At 74.3% G+C, this 12,938-nt stretch carries 15 protein-coding genes; 8 read left to right on the top strand and 7 right to left on the bottom strand.

The window, feature by feature from the left end; translation table 11 throughout:
• The first annotated feature begins 41 nt into the window (after positions 1-41).
• The gene (locus tag ACFUEL_RS01835; RefSeq protein ID WP_380233922.1) at positions 42-1,058 is read left to right on the top strand and encodes a helix-turn-helix domain-containing protein; all 1,017 of its coding nucleotides are present in this window, start codon (positions 42-44) and stop codon (positions 1,056-1,058) included.
• A 31-nt stretch (positions 1,059-1,089) separates the two neighbouring features.
• On the opposite strand, the gene ACFUEL_RS01830 is transcribed toward ACFUEL_RS01835, so the two are convergent.
• The 6 genes from ACFUEL_RS01830 to ACFUEL_RS01805 all read right to left on the bottom strand — a co-directional run bounded on the left by ACFUEL_RS01830 (position 1,090) and on the right by ACFUEL_RS01805 (position 4,915).
• On the bottom strand, positions 1,090-1,902 hold the full coding sequence (locus tag ACFUEL_RS01830; RefSeq protein ID WP_380233921.1) for a MerR family transcriptional regulator: 813 nt from the start codon (positions 1,900-1,902) through the stop codon (positions 1,090-1,092).
• 73 nt (positions 1,903-1,975) lie between these two features.
• On the bottom strand, positions 1,976-2,419 hold the full coding sequence (locus ACFUEL_RS01825) for a PPOX class F420-dependent oxidoreductase (protein ID WP_380233940.1): 444 nt from the start codon (positions 2,417-2,419) through the stop codon (positions 1,976-1,978).
• Positions 2,420-2,462: 43 nt separating this feature from the next.
• Entirely contained in the window at positions 2,463-2,885 is a 423-nt protein-coding gene (locus ACFUEL_RS01820) for a MarR family winged helix-turn-helix transcriptional regulator (protein ID WP_380233920.1), read from the bottom strand.
• A gap of 56 nt (positions 2,886-2,941) precedes the next feature.
• Positions 2,942-4,027: a hypothetical protein gene (locus ACFUEL_RS01815; RefSeq protein WP_380233919.1), complete on the bottom strand. Its 1,086-nt coding sequence runs from the start codon at positions 4,025-4,027 to the stop codon at positions 2,942-2,944.
• Positions 4,028-4,133: 106 nt separating this feature from the next.
• Positions 4,134-4,457 carry a thioredoxin gene (trxA, locus tag ACFUEL_RS01810; protein WP_380233917.1) on the bottom strand — a complete coding sequence of 108 codons (324 nt, stop codon included), beginning with the start codon at positions 4,455-4,457 and terminating at the stop codon, positions 4,134-4,136.
• A 41-nt stretch (positions 4,458-4,498) separates the two neighbouring features.
• The gene (locus ACFUEL_RS01805; RefSeq protein ID WP_380233915.1) at positions 4,499-4,915 is read right to left on the bottom strand and encodes a MerR family transcriptional regulator; all 417 of its coding nucleotides are present in this window, start codon (positions 4,913-4,915) and stop codon (positions 4,499-4,501) included.
• 158 nt (positions 4,916-5,073) lie between these two features.
• Here ACFUEL_RS01805 and ACFUEL_RS01800 point away from each other — a divergent pair, with 158 nt between their 5' ends.
• The 3 genes from ACFUEL_RS01800 (at position 5,074) to ACFUEL_RS01790 (ending at position 7,771) form a co-directional block, all read left to right on the top strand.
• A complete protein-coding gene (locus tag ACFUEL_RS01800) occupies positions 5,074-5,874 on the top strand; it encodes a GNAT family N-acetyltransferase (protein ID WP_380233914.1) in 801 nt (266 codons plus the stop codon).
• A 287-nt stretch (positions 5,875-6,161) separates the two neighbouring features.
• Positions 6,162-6,515: a YciI family protein gene (locus ACFUEL_RS01795; protein ID WP_380233913.1), complete on the top strand. Its 354-nt coding sequence runs from the start codon at positions 6,162-6,164 to the stop codon at positions 6,513-6,515.
• Entirely contained in the window at positions 6,512-7,771 is a 1,260-nt protein-coding gene (locus ACFUEL_RS01790) for an RNA polymerase sigma factor (protein ID WP_380233912.1), read from the top strand. Before ACFUEL_RS01795 ends, ACFUEL_RS01790 begins: the two co-directional genes overlap by 4 nt.
• 83 nt (positions 7,772-7,854) lie before the next feature.
• On the opposite strand, the gene ACFUEL_RS01785 is transcribed toward ACFUEL_RS01790, so the two are convergent.
• The gene (locus ACFUEL_RS01785) at positions 7,855-9,054 is read right to left on the bottom strand and encodes an ROK family transcriptional regulator (RefSeq protein ID WP_380233911.1); all 1,200 of its coding nucleotides are present in this window, start codon (positions 9,052-9,054) and stop codon (positions 7,855-7,857) included.
• A 164-nt stretch (positions 9,055-9,218) separates the two neighbouring features.
• Between ACFUEL_RS01785 and ACFUEL_RS01780 the strand changes: the two genes are divergently transcribed.
• From ACFUEL_RS01780 to ACFUEL_RS01765, 4 genes are all read left to right on the top strand, one after another.
• The gene (locus ACFUEL_RS01780) at positions 9,219-9,446 is read left to right on the top strand and encodes a hypothetical protein (RefSeq protein WP_033250350.1); all 228 of its coding nucleotides are present in this window, start codon (positions 9,219-9,221) and stop codon (positions 9,444-9,446) included.
• Between the two features lie 295 nt (positions 9,447-9,741).
• Entirely contained in the window at positions 9,742-11,259 is a 1,518-nt protein-coding gene (locus ACFUEL_RS01775; protein ID WP_380233909.1) for an LCP family protein, read from the top strand.
• 31 nt (positions 11,260-11,290) lie between these two features.
• Positions 11,291-11,914: a hypothetical protein gene (locus ACFUEL_RS01770; RefSeq protein WP_380233908.1), complete on the top strand. Its 624-nt coding sequence runs from the start codon at positions 11,291-11,293 to the stop codon at positions 11,912-11,914.
• A gap of 233 nt (positions 11,915-12,147) precedes the next feature.
• Positions 12,148-12,804, top strand: coding sequence for a hypothetical protein (locus tag ACFUEL_RS01765; RefSeq protein WP_380233907.1), 657 nt, complete (start codon positions 12,148-12,150; stop codon positions 12,802-12,804).
• Positions 12,805-12,938 lie beyond the last annotated feature (134 nt).

Here is a 12,938-nt window from a genome sequence, read left to right as displayed (position 1 = left end):
ACTCGGCGCGAAACCACCCGCGGCCGCCCCGGGAGCACCACATGGCCGAGCCCGTGCCCGTCACCATCGGAAGGCGCCCGGCGCCGGTGCACACCGTCGCGGTGTACGCCTTCGCGGGCATGGCCCCGTTCGAACTCGGGGTGGTGGTCGAGGTGTTCGCCCTCGCCCGGCCCGAACTCGCCGGGCTGCTCGCCGCCCCCTGGTACGACGTCCGGGTGTGCGCCGAGCGCCCCGGCCACCCGCTGGAGGCGGTCGGCGGGTTCTCCCTGACCCCCCGGCACGGCCTGGAGGAACTCGCCGCCGCCGACACCGTCGTGGTGGTCGGGGTGCCCGACCCGTACGGCGACGTGCCGCCCGCGGTCACCGCCGCGCTGCGCACCGCGCACGCCCGCGGCGCCCGGGTGGTGTCGATCTGCTCCGGTGCCTTCGCGCTGGCCGCCGCCGGACTGCTGGACGGCCTGCCCGCCACCACGCACTGGCGGTACGCGGCGGAACTGCACCGCCGCTACCCGGACGTGCGGGTCGACCCGGACGTGCTGTACGTCGACAACGGGCAGGTGCTGACCAGCGCGGGCAGCGCCGCCGGCATCGACCTGTGCCTGCACCTGGTCCGGCAGGACCACGGCGCCAAGGTCGCCAACACCGTCGCCCGCCGCTTCGTCGTCCCGCCGCACCGGGACGGCGGGCAGGCCCAGTTCATCCAGGCCGCGGTGCGGCCGGTGGAGGAGCCGGAGGACGGGGTGGCCCGCTCGATGCGCTGGGCGCTGGAGCAGTTGGCCCGGCCGCTGACCGTGCCGCTGCTGGCCCGGGCGGCCGGCATGTCCGACCGCTCGTACCTGCGGCACTTCACCGCCCGCAACGGGGTCAGCCCGATGCGCTGGGTGGCGGTCCAGCGGATCGCGGCCAGCCTGCCGCTGCTGGAGTCGCCGGAGGGCAGCGTGGAGGAGATCGCCGCGGCGGTGGGCTTCGAGTCGGCGGCGACCTTCCGCCACCACTTCGGCCGCACCATGCGCACCTCCCCGACCGCCTACCGGCGCACCTTCGGCCGGGCGGCCTGAGCCCGCCGGGCCGTCCGGTGCCGGGCCGCCGTCAGCCCTGCTGTTCCTGCCCCCGTCCCGGTTCCTGCCCCTGCTCGCGCTCCAGCCGGTCGGCGTTGGCGTGGATCGCGTCCCGCAGCCACGGCGCCAGGCCGGGGGCGAGCTTCTCGTACGTCTCGGTGAAGCGCGGGTCGGCGACGTACATGTCGCCGAGGCAGCGGTGCATCTGCGGGCCGCAGTCGTAGAAGTTCAGCCCGATGTGCCGCCGGTGCTGCTCGGCCACCGCCATCGCCTGCTCGCCCGCCGGGGCCGCGCCGGCCGTGAACGCCGCCACCAGGGCGTCGTTGATGCCGTCGGCCTCGGCCTTGATCCGCTCCCAGTCCGCCTTGGTGTAGCGGGCGGTGCGCTGCCGGGACTGCTTCCAGGCGGCGGTCTCGCCCCAGCGCTGCTGGGCCTCGTCCTCCCAGCTCTCCTGGTAGTCCTTGCCGAACACCTCGAACTTCTCCTCCGGGGTCAACTGGATCCCCAAGGTCCTCGCCTCCATCGCTCGCTCGACCGCCGCGGCGAGTTCCTCCAGCTTGCGGATCCGGTCGCCGATCAGCTCACGCTGCCGGCGCAGGTGCTCGCTGGGGCCGACCGTCCGGTCGTCCAGGATCGCCGCGATCTCCTCCAGCGGGAAGCCGAGTTCGCGGTAGAACAGGATCTGCTGCAGCCGGTCCAGCTCGGCCTCGCTGTAGCGCCGGTAGCCGGCCGGGGTGCGGCCGCTCGGCGACAGCAGGCCGATCTCGTCGTAGTGGTGCAGGGTGCGCACCGTGACTCCGGCGATCGCCGCCAGCCGACCGACCGGGTAGCCCCCGTCGTCCATCGCGTTCCCTCCTTCCCGCCGCTGTTGCGACCAGCCTGGGGCCTCACGCGACGTGAGGGTCAAGCCCGGTCGTTCAGTCGGCGACGCCGCCCTGGGCGAGCACCTTGCCGATCCGCAGCCGCACCAGCAGTTCGCCCGGGACGCCGTTGCGGGCCGCGTACTCCTCGGCCCGGTCCTCGCCCATGTAGCGGGCGGCGATCCGGCCCGCCCAGTGCCGGACCTCGTCCAGCTCCTCGCTGACCGAGGCGACGCCCTCGACCAGCACGAACGCGAACGGCGGCCGGTCGTCGTCCACGCACAGCGCGGCCCGGCCGTCGCGGCGCAGGGTGCGGCCCTTGACGGTGTCCCGGCCGGTGTTGAACACCAGGTCGTCGCCGTCGAGCAGGAACCAGACCGGGGCCAGGTGCGGACTGCCGTCGGCGCGGGTGGTGGCGAGCTTGCCGAAGGGGGTCCCCCCGGCCGAAGGCTGGGGGAGGGTGCCGTGGGAGAGGAAGGCGCGCCACTCGGGCTCGGTCATCGTGGGCATGGCCGCCATCCTCCCGGCTCCCGCCCCGCGCCGCCTACTCGGACTCGCCGTAGCGGACCAGGTAGGCGGCGAACCGGTCGAGGTCCTCGTCGCCCCAGGAGGTGAAGCGGTCGGTGAAGGCCCGCCGCCGCTGCTCGTACGCCTCCGCGAGGAGCTGCTCGCCGGCGTCCGTCAGGTGCAGCAGCTGGCCGCGCTGGTCGTCCGGGTCGGCCTTGCGGCCCAGCAGCCCGAGCCGCTCCAGCGCGCCGACCTGCCGGCTCACGGTGGACTTGTCGAGCATGAAGTGCGACGCCAGGTCGGCGGCCCGGCAGGAACCGCGCTCCTTGACCAGGTCGAGCATGCTGTACGTGACCAGCGAGAGTTCCGGGTGCAGCTGGGCTGCCTTGTGGCGGGCCCGGCGGGCGAACGCGGTGAGCTCCCGCTGGATGGTCTCCAGCGCGGCGTCGCGGTCGGGCATGGCGGTGGCTCCTTCGTCGTGCGCGGTGTTGCGGACCACGGTAGGGGTAGCCGCGCTCAGACGCCGACCGCCTCCTCCATCTCCTCGTCCTCGGCCTGCTCGACGGGCTGGACGGGGGCCGTCACGAGGGCCCGCTTCCGCTCGGTGCGGGCGGCCAGCAGGAGCAGCACCGCGCCGGCCGCGAGCCAGCCGAACAGGGTGGCGACGTGGCCGCCGAGACCGGCCCGGCCGCCGAAGTAGACGTGGTCGCGGACGCCCTCCAGGAAGCCCGCGCCGTTCCAGAAGGAGTGCAGGGCGCCGTAGAAGCCGTTCTGCAGTTCGGGCCGGAAGATGCCGCCGGAGCTGGTGAAGTTGAGCATCACGAACAGCGCCATCATGGTCAGCGTGGTCCACCGGCCGAGGAAGGTGTGCAGGGCGGTGCCGATCGCGATGATGCCCGCCGAGTACAGCCAGCTCATCGCCCAGACGCCGAACAGGCCGTGGTCGACCAGGTGGAAGACCGGCCCGGCCAGCGCCGCGCCGAACAGGCTGACCACCAGCGCCACGCCGAGGCCGAGCAGCGCCCGCACCCGCATGGCCAGCGCCGCGCCGGCCGCGCCGAGCACCGCCACCGAGCCGTAGGAGCCGATGCTCAGCGCCACCAGCAGGAAGAACAGGCCCTGCCCGGTCGGGTCGCCGGCCGGCAGCGGGGTGAGCTCCTGGACGGTGAGCGGCTTGCCCTGCTGGGCGGCGACCTTGGTGAACACCTTCTCGGCGACGGTCACCGAGGTGTCCGAGTTCGCGGAGGCGACCAGCAGGGTCGGCGCGTCGGCGCCCGGCAGGTAGGCGGCGACCAGGTCGCGGTCGAGCAGCCGGGCGCGGGCCGCGTCGGTGTCGGCCACGGTGACGACGTCCAGCCCGTCACCGGCCTTGTCCTTGAGCGTCTGCGCGAGCACCTGGGTCTGCGGGCCCTGGCCGACCACGGCGACCGGCATCCGGTGCGGGGCGGGGGCGTGGAAGGCGGAGAGGTAGGCGATCCCCATGCCGAGGCACATCAGCAGCGGGGTGACCAGGTGGGTGAGGACGTGCCGCAGGACGGGCCGCAGGTCGGGGCGCGGGGCGGGCCGCAGGGCGGGGCGGGACGCTGCCGGGAGCGAGGACATCGCATCTCCATGGTTGGCAAGTACAACTAATATTTAGTTGCACTTTACAACGCGACGATGGTTCGCATCCACTCCTCCACCCCGCCCCGTGACACAGCTCACCCGCCTACAGCAGGTCGTCGATGTCCCTCAGCAGCCGGCTCTTCGCCCGCGCCCCCACCATCGACCGCACCGGCTCGCCGCCCTTGAACACCATCAGCGTCGGCATCGACAGCACCCCGTACGCGATCCGGGTCTCCGGGTTCGCGTCCACGTCCAGCGCCACCACCGCCAGCCGCCCCGCCTGCTCCTGCGCCAACTCCTCCAGCACCGGCGCCAGCTGCTTGCACGGCGGGCACCACTCGGCGGTGAACTCCACCAGCACCGGCCCTTCGGCCGCCAGCACCTCGGACGCGAAGTCCTGGTCCGTCACCACGCGCACGCCACTCATCGGCTCCTCCTCGCTCTCGTCGGCTCCCGCCGCATCCGTCATCACTCCTCGGACCGGGCCAGCTCGCAGCGCGGCTCGCCGCCCCCGGCCCCGGCCAGCGCGTCGCGCGCGGCCTCGGCCCGGGCCAGCTGCCCCGCCACCACCTCCCGGACCTCGCTCAACCGGGCCACCATCGCGTCCAGTTCGGCCAGCTTCGCCCGGTACACCTCCAGCGAGGCCGGGCACGAGTCACCCTCCGGATGACCCGCCCGCAGGCACTCCACGAACGGCCGGGTGTCCTCCAGCCCGAACCCGAAGTCCTGCAGCACCCGGATCTGCCGCAGCAGCCGCAGGTCCTCCTCGTCGTACGCCCGGTACCCGTTGCCGCCGCGCCGCGCGGGCAGCAGCCCCCGGGACTCGTAGTAACGGAGCGCCCTGGTGGTGGTCCCCGCCCGCTGTGCCAGCTCGCCGATCCGCATGCCACGACGGTAGACCTTGACCCCGGCGTCAACGCCAGCCCCGATGCTTCGCACGCACCGGTGCCCCGCGCGCACCGGTGTTCCGCGCGCACCGGTGTTCCACACGTACCGGTGCCCCGCGCCTACCGGTGCCCCGCGGTGATCGTTACGCTCGCCCGATGACCGAACTGACCACGGCCCTGCTCGCGGCCTACGACGAGCACATGCGCGGCCTCGGCACCATCGGCGAGGGCGAGACCCCCGACAGCGACGGCCCGCTGCTGCGCAAGTACGGCGGCTTCCGCGGCTTCGTCACCTCCCCCCGCCCCGACCTCGGCCTGCGCGGCCGGGAACTCGACGACCTCATCGCCCGCCAGCGCGACTTCTTCGCCGCCCGGGGCGAGGCCGTCGAGTGGAAGACCCGCGGCCACGACCTCCCCGCCGACCTCCCCGAGCGGCTCACCGCCGCCGGCTTCGTCGGCGAGGACGATGAGACCGTCCTGATCGGCCTCGCCGCCGAACTCGCCACCCCCACCCCCGCACCCGAGGGCATCACCCTCCGCCGGGTCACCGCCCTGGACGACATGCGGCGGATCGCCGCGGTGCAGACCGAGGTCTGGGGCGAGGACTGGTCCTGGCTCGCCGGCAACCTCGCCTCCCGCGCGGGCGACACCGAGAACTTCCTCGTCCTGGTCGCCGAGACCGACGCCCCGCGTCCCGAGGTGGTCTCCGCCGCCTGGCTCACCAGCACCCCCGGCACCGGCTTCGCCGGCCTCTGGGGCGGCTCCACCCTGGCAGCCTGGCGCGGCCGCGGCATCTACCGCTCGCTGGTCGCCCACCGCGCCCGCTGGGCCCTCGACCACGGCATCCGCCACCTCCAGGTCGACGCCTCCCCCGACAGCACCCCCATCCTGCGCCGCCTCGGCATGCACGCCGTGACCACCACCACCCCGTACGTCTGGACCCCGCCCGCCGCCTGACCCGTCCGCACCGTCCGCACCGTGCGCAGCAGCGGGGGCGCTGCGCGCGGCGGCACGAGGGCGGTGGTACGAGGGCGGTGGTACGAGGGCGGCAGTACGGGCGCGGCGGTACGAGGGCGGCGGCACAGGCACACCGCCGCACGGGCGCACGGGCTTTGACCTGCGGAGACGCGTCCGGAGAAAAATTCCCGGAAAACCTCCGGCGGCATGTAGAGATCGCCTCCTCCTGCTCCGACCACTGGACGCAAGCACGCAACCGCACGAACCCAACCGAGGAAGTGGTCCCCGTGAAGTACCTGCTGATGACCTACGGCAACCAGGAGAAGTGGGACTCGCTGCCGGCCGAGGGCTGGACCGAGGCGATCGCCCAACAGGACGCGTTCAACGAGCGCTACCGGGAGAGCGGCGAACTGATCGGCGCCTACGGGCTCGGCGACGCCGCGGTGAGCCGCCTGGTCCGCCGCCAGGAGGGCCTGCCGGTGGTGAGCGACGGCCCGTACCTGGAGACCAAGGAGTACATGGCCAGCTTCTACCTGCTCGACGTCGACAGCGAGGAGCGGGCGCTGGAGATCGCCGCCGACATGCCGTGGGCCGACCGCGAGCCGGTCGAACTGTGGCCGATCCTGCACGAGGCGAAGTGACCCTCCCCGCCCCCGCCGACCAGGACCTGCTGCGCGAACTCGCGCCGCAGGTCCTGGCGGCGCTGCTGCGCCGGCACTCCGGCGCGTTCGACGCCTGCGAGGACGCGGTGCAGGAGGCGCTGCTCGCGGCCGCCGAGCAGTGGCCCCGGGACGGGCGTCCGGGCAACCCGCGCGGCTGGCTGGTGACGGTCGCCGCGCGCCGGCTGGTCGACCTGGTCCGGGCCGACCGGGCCCGGCGCGAACGCGAGGAGCGGCTGTTCCTGGCCACCCCGCAGTCCGAACTGCTCGGCCGCCCGGCCGACGCCGGACCGGATGCCGACCGGGACGACTCGCTGGCCCTGCTGTTCCTGTGCTGCCACCCGGCACTGACCGCCCCCAGCCGGGTCGCGCTCACCCTGCGCGCGGTCGGCGGCCTGAGCACCGCGCAGATCGCGGCGGCGTTCCTCGTCCCGGAGGCGACGATGGCGCAGCGGATCAGCCGCGCCAAGCAGACCATCCGCACCTCCGGCCTGCCGTTCGCGCTGCCCGGCCCGGACGAGGAGGACGGGCGGCTGCGCGAGGTGCTGCAGGTGCTGTACCTGGTCTTCAACGAGGGCTACGCGTCCACCGCGGGCGACGGCCTGACCGCCCCGCCGCTGTCCGACGAGGCGATCCGGCTGACCAGGCTGCTGCACCGGCTGCTGCCCCAGGACGCCGAGGTGATGGGCCTGCTCGCGCTGATGCTGCTGACCGACGCCCGGCGCCCGGCCCGCACCGGCCCGGACGGCGAGCTGGTGCCGCTGGCGGAACAGGACCGCGGCCGCTGGGACGCGGCGGCGATCGCCGAGGGCACCGCCCTGGTCGAACGGGCCCTCCCCGCCGGGCGGGTGGGCCCCTACCAACTGCAGGCGGCGATCGCGGCACTGCACGACGAGGCACCGGACGTCGCGGCCACCGACTGGCCGCAGATCCTCGCCCTGTACGACCTGCTGCTGCGGGTCGCCCCCGGCCCGGTGCCCGCGCTGAACCGCGCCGTGGCCCTCGCCGAGGTGCACGGCCCGGCCGCCGCCCTGAAGGAACTCGACTCCCTGGCCGACGAGTTGGACCGCCACCACCGCTACCACGCGGTCCGCGCCGAGCTGCTGCTCCGCACCGGCGACACCCCCGCCGCCACCACCGCCTTCCGCCGCGCCGCCGCCCTCGCCCCGTCCCTCCCCGAACGCCGCTACCTCACCGAACGGGCCCACCGCCCCGGCACCGCCGCCCCCGACGCGTAGCCGCCCGACGGCGGGCCCGGCCCGGGGCCCGCTCCCCTTTCCCGCCCCCCTTTCCCACCCTCCGCGTGCCCCCGCGCAGCGGGTCAGCGTCCGACGGCGACCGCCACGGCGGCGTCGATCGCGCCGTAGAGCTCGGAGCGCAGGCCGAGGCGGCTGGCGCGGATGTCGACGGCTTCGGCGACGGCGGGCTGGGCGTAGCGGTCGACGGATTCGCGGATGCCGTGGACGAGCGGGGCGCCGGCCTGGCCGAGTTCGCCGCCGATGATGATGGCGGCGGGGTTGAGGCAGTTGACCAGGTCGGCGAGGACGCGGCCGATGGTGCGGCCGGCTTCGCCGATGACGCGGGCGGCGGCGGGGACGTCGGCGAGGCGGTCGAGCGGCGGGAGGTCGACGGCTTCGCCGGGTCGGGCGCCGGGGGCGAGGACGTGGATCAGGCGGCGGCGGACCTCGACGATGGAGGCGACGGACTCCAGGCAGCCGCGGTTGCCGCAGCGGCACCAGGTGCCGGTGTCGGGGAGTTGGATGTGGCCGATCTCGCCGGAGATGCCGCTGGCGCCGCGGTAGATGCGTCCGTCGAGCAGGAGTCCGGCGCCGATGCCGGTGGACGCCTTGACGTAGACGAGGTCGTTGACGGTGTGGCCGGCGCCGTAGGCGCGTTCGCCGCGGGCGCCCATCTCGGCGTCGTTGCCGACGGTGACGGGGCGTTCGAAGACCCGGCCGAGTTCGGCGGCGGGGTCCATGCCGATCCACTGGGAGAGGGTGGAGGGGGCGCGGACCACGTTGGTGCGGGTGTCGAGGGCGCCGGGGATGCCGGCGGCGATGGCGGTGATCTCGTCGAGGTGGTGTCCGGCGGCGTCGAGGGCCTGTCCGGCGAGGGTGCGGGCGGCGTCGAGGACTTCGCGCGGGTGGTTGTCGACGTCGAGGTGGGCGGTGGCCTCGCCGAGGACGGTGCCGGCGGTGTCGGCGACGGCGGCGGTGACGTGGGTGTGGCCGAAGTCGAAGGCGAGCACCAGGGCGTGGGCGCGGCGCAGGGTGACGGCGGCGGCGCGACGGCCGCGGCCCGCGGGCCGGGAGGGGCCGGCGGCAGTGGGAGTGGTGGTCTCGCTGACCAGGCCCTCGTCGAGCAGGTCGGTGACGGCGCTGCTGACGGCGGAGCGGGAGAGCCCGGTGAGCCGGCTGATCTCGGCCCGGCTGAGCGTGCCGTGTTCGCCGAGGACGGCGAGCAGGGTGGCCCGGGTGCGCAGGCGGCGGGCCGAGGGGGCCGTGGTGGCGGGGGCTGTCATGCACCGAACGGTAGCGGACCTACCGCCCATTTTCACCGTTGAACGGATTATTTGACAATCTGCTCGGCCTCTTGACGGACGAATTGGCCTATACCTATCGTCTAGGTCAGCAGCAGTAGCACCTCATGCACCGGTCCGCAGGACGCGCCGGGAGAGGAAGGCCGATGAACGCCACCCAGAGCCGCCATCGCTGGTGCGTCGAGATTCCGCACGCCAACGAGGTCCGCTCCGGCCGCCACCTCTTCATCGTGGACGCCGCCGCCGAGGAGGACGCCCGCCGCGAGGCGATCGAACGCGCCGAATCGGCCGAGGCCCGCCGCCACCGCCGCGACGCCGATCTGGACCTCGCCCAGGTCACCGTGGTCCACCTGGGACTGCTCCGCACCCACTGATCCCCCGCCGGCCGCCGAGCCGCCGGGGGATCCGCCGTTCCCCGGGGCGCCGCCCCCGCCTCCGCACGTCACGCCGCCCCGTACGCGCCCGCGCCGCCACCCGTCCGGCCGCCGCGCGCCTCCCCCGCCTCCCAGCCGTCGAGCGCCTCCCTCCGCCGTCGACGCCCCGCGGTTCGTCCCCGCCCTCCGGGGTAGCCGGGGACGGGTGTGACTTCACCCTGTCGGGTTTGTATGCTTCGCTCGACTTCTACAGCCATGTAGAAGTTCGGGCGGCGGCAACGGGTGAGGGGGCGTCATGTCCGTGCGCAGGGCGAGGAACGGTCACGGCGGCGCACGGAGCCGCGGCCGCCGGGTGCGCAGGATCGTGCTGTGGAGCACCGCGGGGACGCTCTCGCTGGTCGTCCTGGCCGGCGGGCTGGTCTACTACCGGCTGAACGGCAACCTGAGCACCTTCGGCGACGACGGCGTCAGCAAGGACCGTCCCGCCGCCGCGAGCGCCGACGCCCAGGGCCGCACCCCCGTCAACCTGCTGCTGATCGGCTCCGACTCGCGCGACGGCGCCAACAAGGACCTCGGCGGCGGCCGGGACGGCGGCGCCCGCTCGGACACCGCGATCCTGCTGCACGTCTACGCCGACCACCGGCACGCCGTCGGGGTGTCCGTCCCGCGCGACTCGCTGGTCGAGATCCCGCCCTGCATGCTGCCGGACAAGACCTGGACCGACGACCAGCCCAGTGCCATGTTCAACAGCGCCTTCTCGGTCGGCGACACCGAGCAGGGCAACCCGGCCTGCACCCAGAACACGGTGGAGAAGCTCACCGGGCTGCGGATCGACCACACCATGGTGGTCAACTTCCAGGGCTTCGCCGACATGACCGAGGCGGTCGGCGGCGTCGACGTCTGCCTGCCCAAGGCCCTCTACGAGGGCGACCTGGACCCCAACCTCGGCCACCGCGGCAAGGAGCTGTTCAAGGCCGGGCACCAGTCCATCTCCGGGCAGGCCGCGCTCGACTACGTCCGGATCCGGCACGGCCTCGGCGACGGCTCCGACATCGGCCGCACCAAGCGCCAGCAGGCGTTCCTCTCCTCACTGATCAAGCAGGTCAAGTCGGAGGGCATGGACCCCACCACGCTGCTGCCGCTGGCCGACGCCGCCACCAAGTCGCTCACCGTCGACCAGGGCCTCGGCTCGGCCTCGAAGCTGATCGACTTCGCCATGTCGCTCAAGGACGTCGACCTGCACGACATCAAGTTCCTCACCGTGCCCTGGCGCTACCAGGGCGAACGGGTCGCCCTGGTGCACCCCGACGCCGACCAGCTGTGGGCCGCCCTCAGGGCCGACCGCACCCTGGACGGGCAGGACGCCTCCGCCACCCCCGCCCCGTCGGCGTCCGCCGCGCCCACCACGTCCGCCGCGCCCACCGCGTCCGCGAAGGCCGACGGCGCCGGCATCGAGGTCGCCGTCTACAACGGCACCGGGACCGCCGGACTGACCACCCGGGCCGCCGAGACCCTGGAGGGCTCCGGGTTCACCGTCACCGGCCGGGCCAACGCCGCCTCCCGCACCCACCGCACCACCCTGGTCGAGTACGGGCCCGGCGAGAAGGCGCAGGCCGAGAAGGTCGCCGCGCTCTTCCCCGGCGCCCGGCTGCAGGCCGCGAGCCGGGCCGGAATCGCCCTCACCCTCGGCGCCGACTACGCCGCGGCCGGCACCCCCGCCGCCCCGCCGGTGCCCACCGGCCCGCTGCCCACCAGCGTCAGCCAGGCCCGCTCCGCCGACGAGGACGCCTGCTCCGACCTCACCTACGGCTGAGCCCGGCCGGCGGACGGAGCGGACGACGGCGATGGACCCGCGCACCGGCGACGGCCCCACCCGGCAGGACCGGGCCGACTTCGAGTACGCCCTCGGCCGGGCCCTGGCCGACCCGGCGGTGCGCGCCGCACTGGCCCTGGCCGAGGACCCGCTGCGGGCCGCCCGGCTGCGGACCCTGGCCCGGCAGCACGCCGCCCGGATCCTGGCCGCCGCCGAACCCGAGTACCTGGCCTACCGCCGGCTGCGGGACGCCGCGCCCGAACCGGCCGCCCTGGCCAGGGAGCGGGGCGAGCGGCTGACCGGCTGGCTCGGCGCCCTGGCCCTGGTGGTGCCGATCGTCAGCGGCAGCGCCGCCGCCGTGTTCTTCCTGCTCGGCGCCGTCCTCGGCCTGTCCCGCCCGCACGCCGGGCTCACCGTCCCGCTGCGCACCGCCGCCTGGAGCGCCGTCGCGATCGCGGTGGCCGGCGCACTGGCCGGGCTGCTCGGCCTGCTGCTGACCGCCGCCTGGCGGCGCACCGGACCGCCAGGTCCCCCGCGGCACGAACAGCGGATCGCCGAGGCCCGCGCCGCCTGGCGCGGCGCACTGCTGGAGCGCGGGCTGCGCCCCTTCCTGCTGGCCGGGCCGGGGCGGGCGCCGGAAACCTCCGGCGACTAGGGGTTCGCACCGCACCCGGGTGGCAATAACCTCTCCGGGACCGCTCCGGATCCGTTCCGGGCCGCTTCTGAGCGCTTCACAATGCGCGGGCAATTCATGGGGAAATGCCGGGTTCCGGCCGAACCGAAGGTAAAGAGAAGGCAATAATTTCCCCGTTGTTGCCGCATTCCTTCCCGGCTGCATGGCTACGCTTCGTCGGCCGTACGCCTTTCGCGCCGTGAAGGAAAAAATCCGTGAGCACTCCCCAGCCGGGCCAGTACCCGCCGCCGGGCCAGTACCCCCCGCCGCAGGCCGGCGGCTACCCGCCGCCTCCCCCGGGCCCGTACGCCCAGCAGCCCGGCGGGTACGCCCAGCAGCCCGGCCCGTACGCCCAGCCCGGCGGGTACCCGCCGCCGCCGGGCCAGTACCCCCCGCCGCAGGCCCAGTACCAGCAGCCCGGCCAGTACCCCCCGCCGCAGGGCCAGTACCAGCAGCCGCCGGGCGCGCCCGGACAGCCGGTCGTGTACGCGCCTCCCGGTGGTTACGGCGCGCGCACCGTGTCGCGCTGGCGGCCCAAGCAGATCCTGTCGGTGGTCACGGCCGGGCTGGGCGCGATCGTGATCGGCATCGTCTGGCTGTTCGTGCCGAACGACGGCGCGAACACCGCCAAGGTCGGCGACTGCATGTACAAGTCCGGCGGCACCTCGGTCAAGCCCACCTTCAAGGTGGTGCCGTGCAGCGACGCCAAGGCCGTCTACCGGGTGATCAAGGTGGTGCAGAGCAGCGACCGGACGGCCTGCACCTCGATGCCCGAGCACCCCGGCTGGTACTCGGAGACCAGGAAGCGGAAGAGCGTCACGGTCTGCTTCGTCCCGAAGTCCCCGCTGGCGCCCTCCGCCAAGAGTTCCTGAAATCCCCCGGGACGCCCCGGCCCGCCCGGTACCCGGCGCCCGGACGACGCCTCCGGCCTGCGGTGGAGCGGTTTTATTCGGAGCGGTTCGGTCCGCCTCCTGGTTAGACTCCGAACTCCTTTTCCGCGGGCCGA

Source organism: Kitasatospora sp. NPDC057198 (assembly GCF_042670125.1).
Taxonomy (GTDB): Bacteria; Actinomycetota; Actinomycetes; order Streptomycetales; family Streptomycetaceae; genus Kitasatospora.
This window is presented reverse-complemented; position numbering and strand designations above follow the sequence as displayed.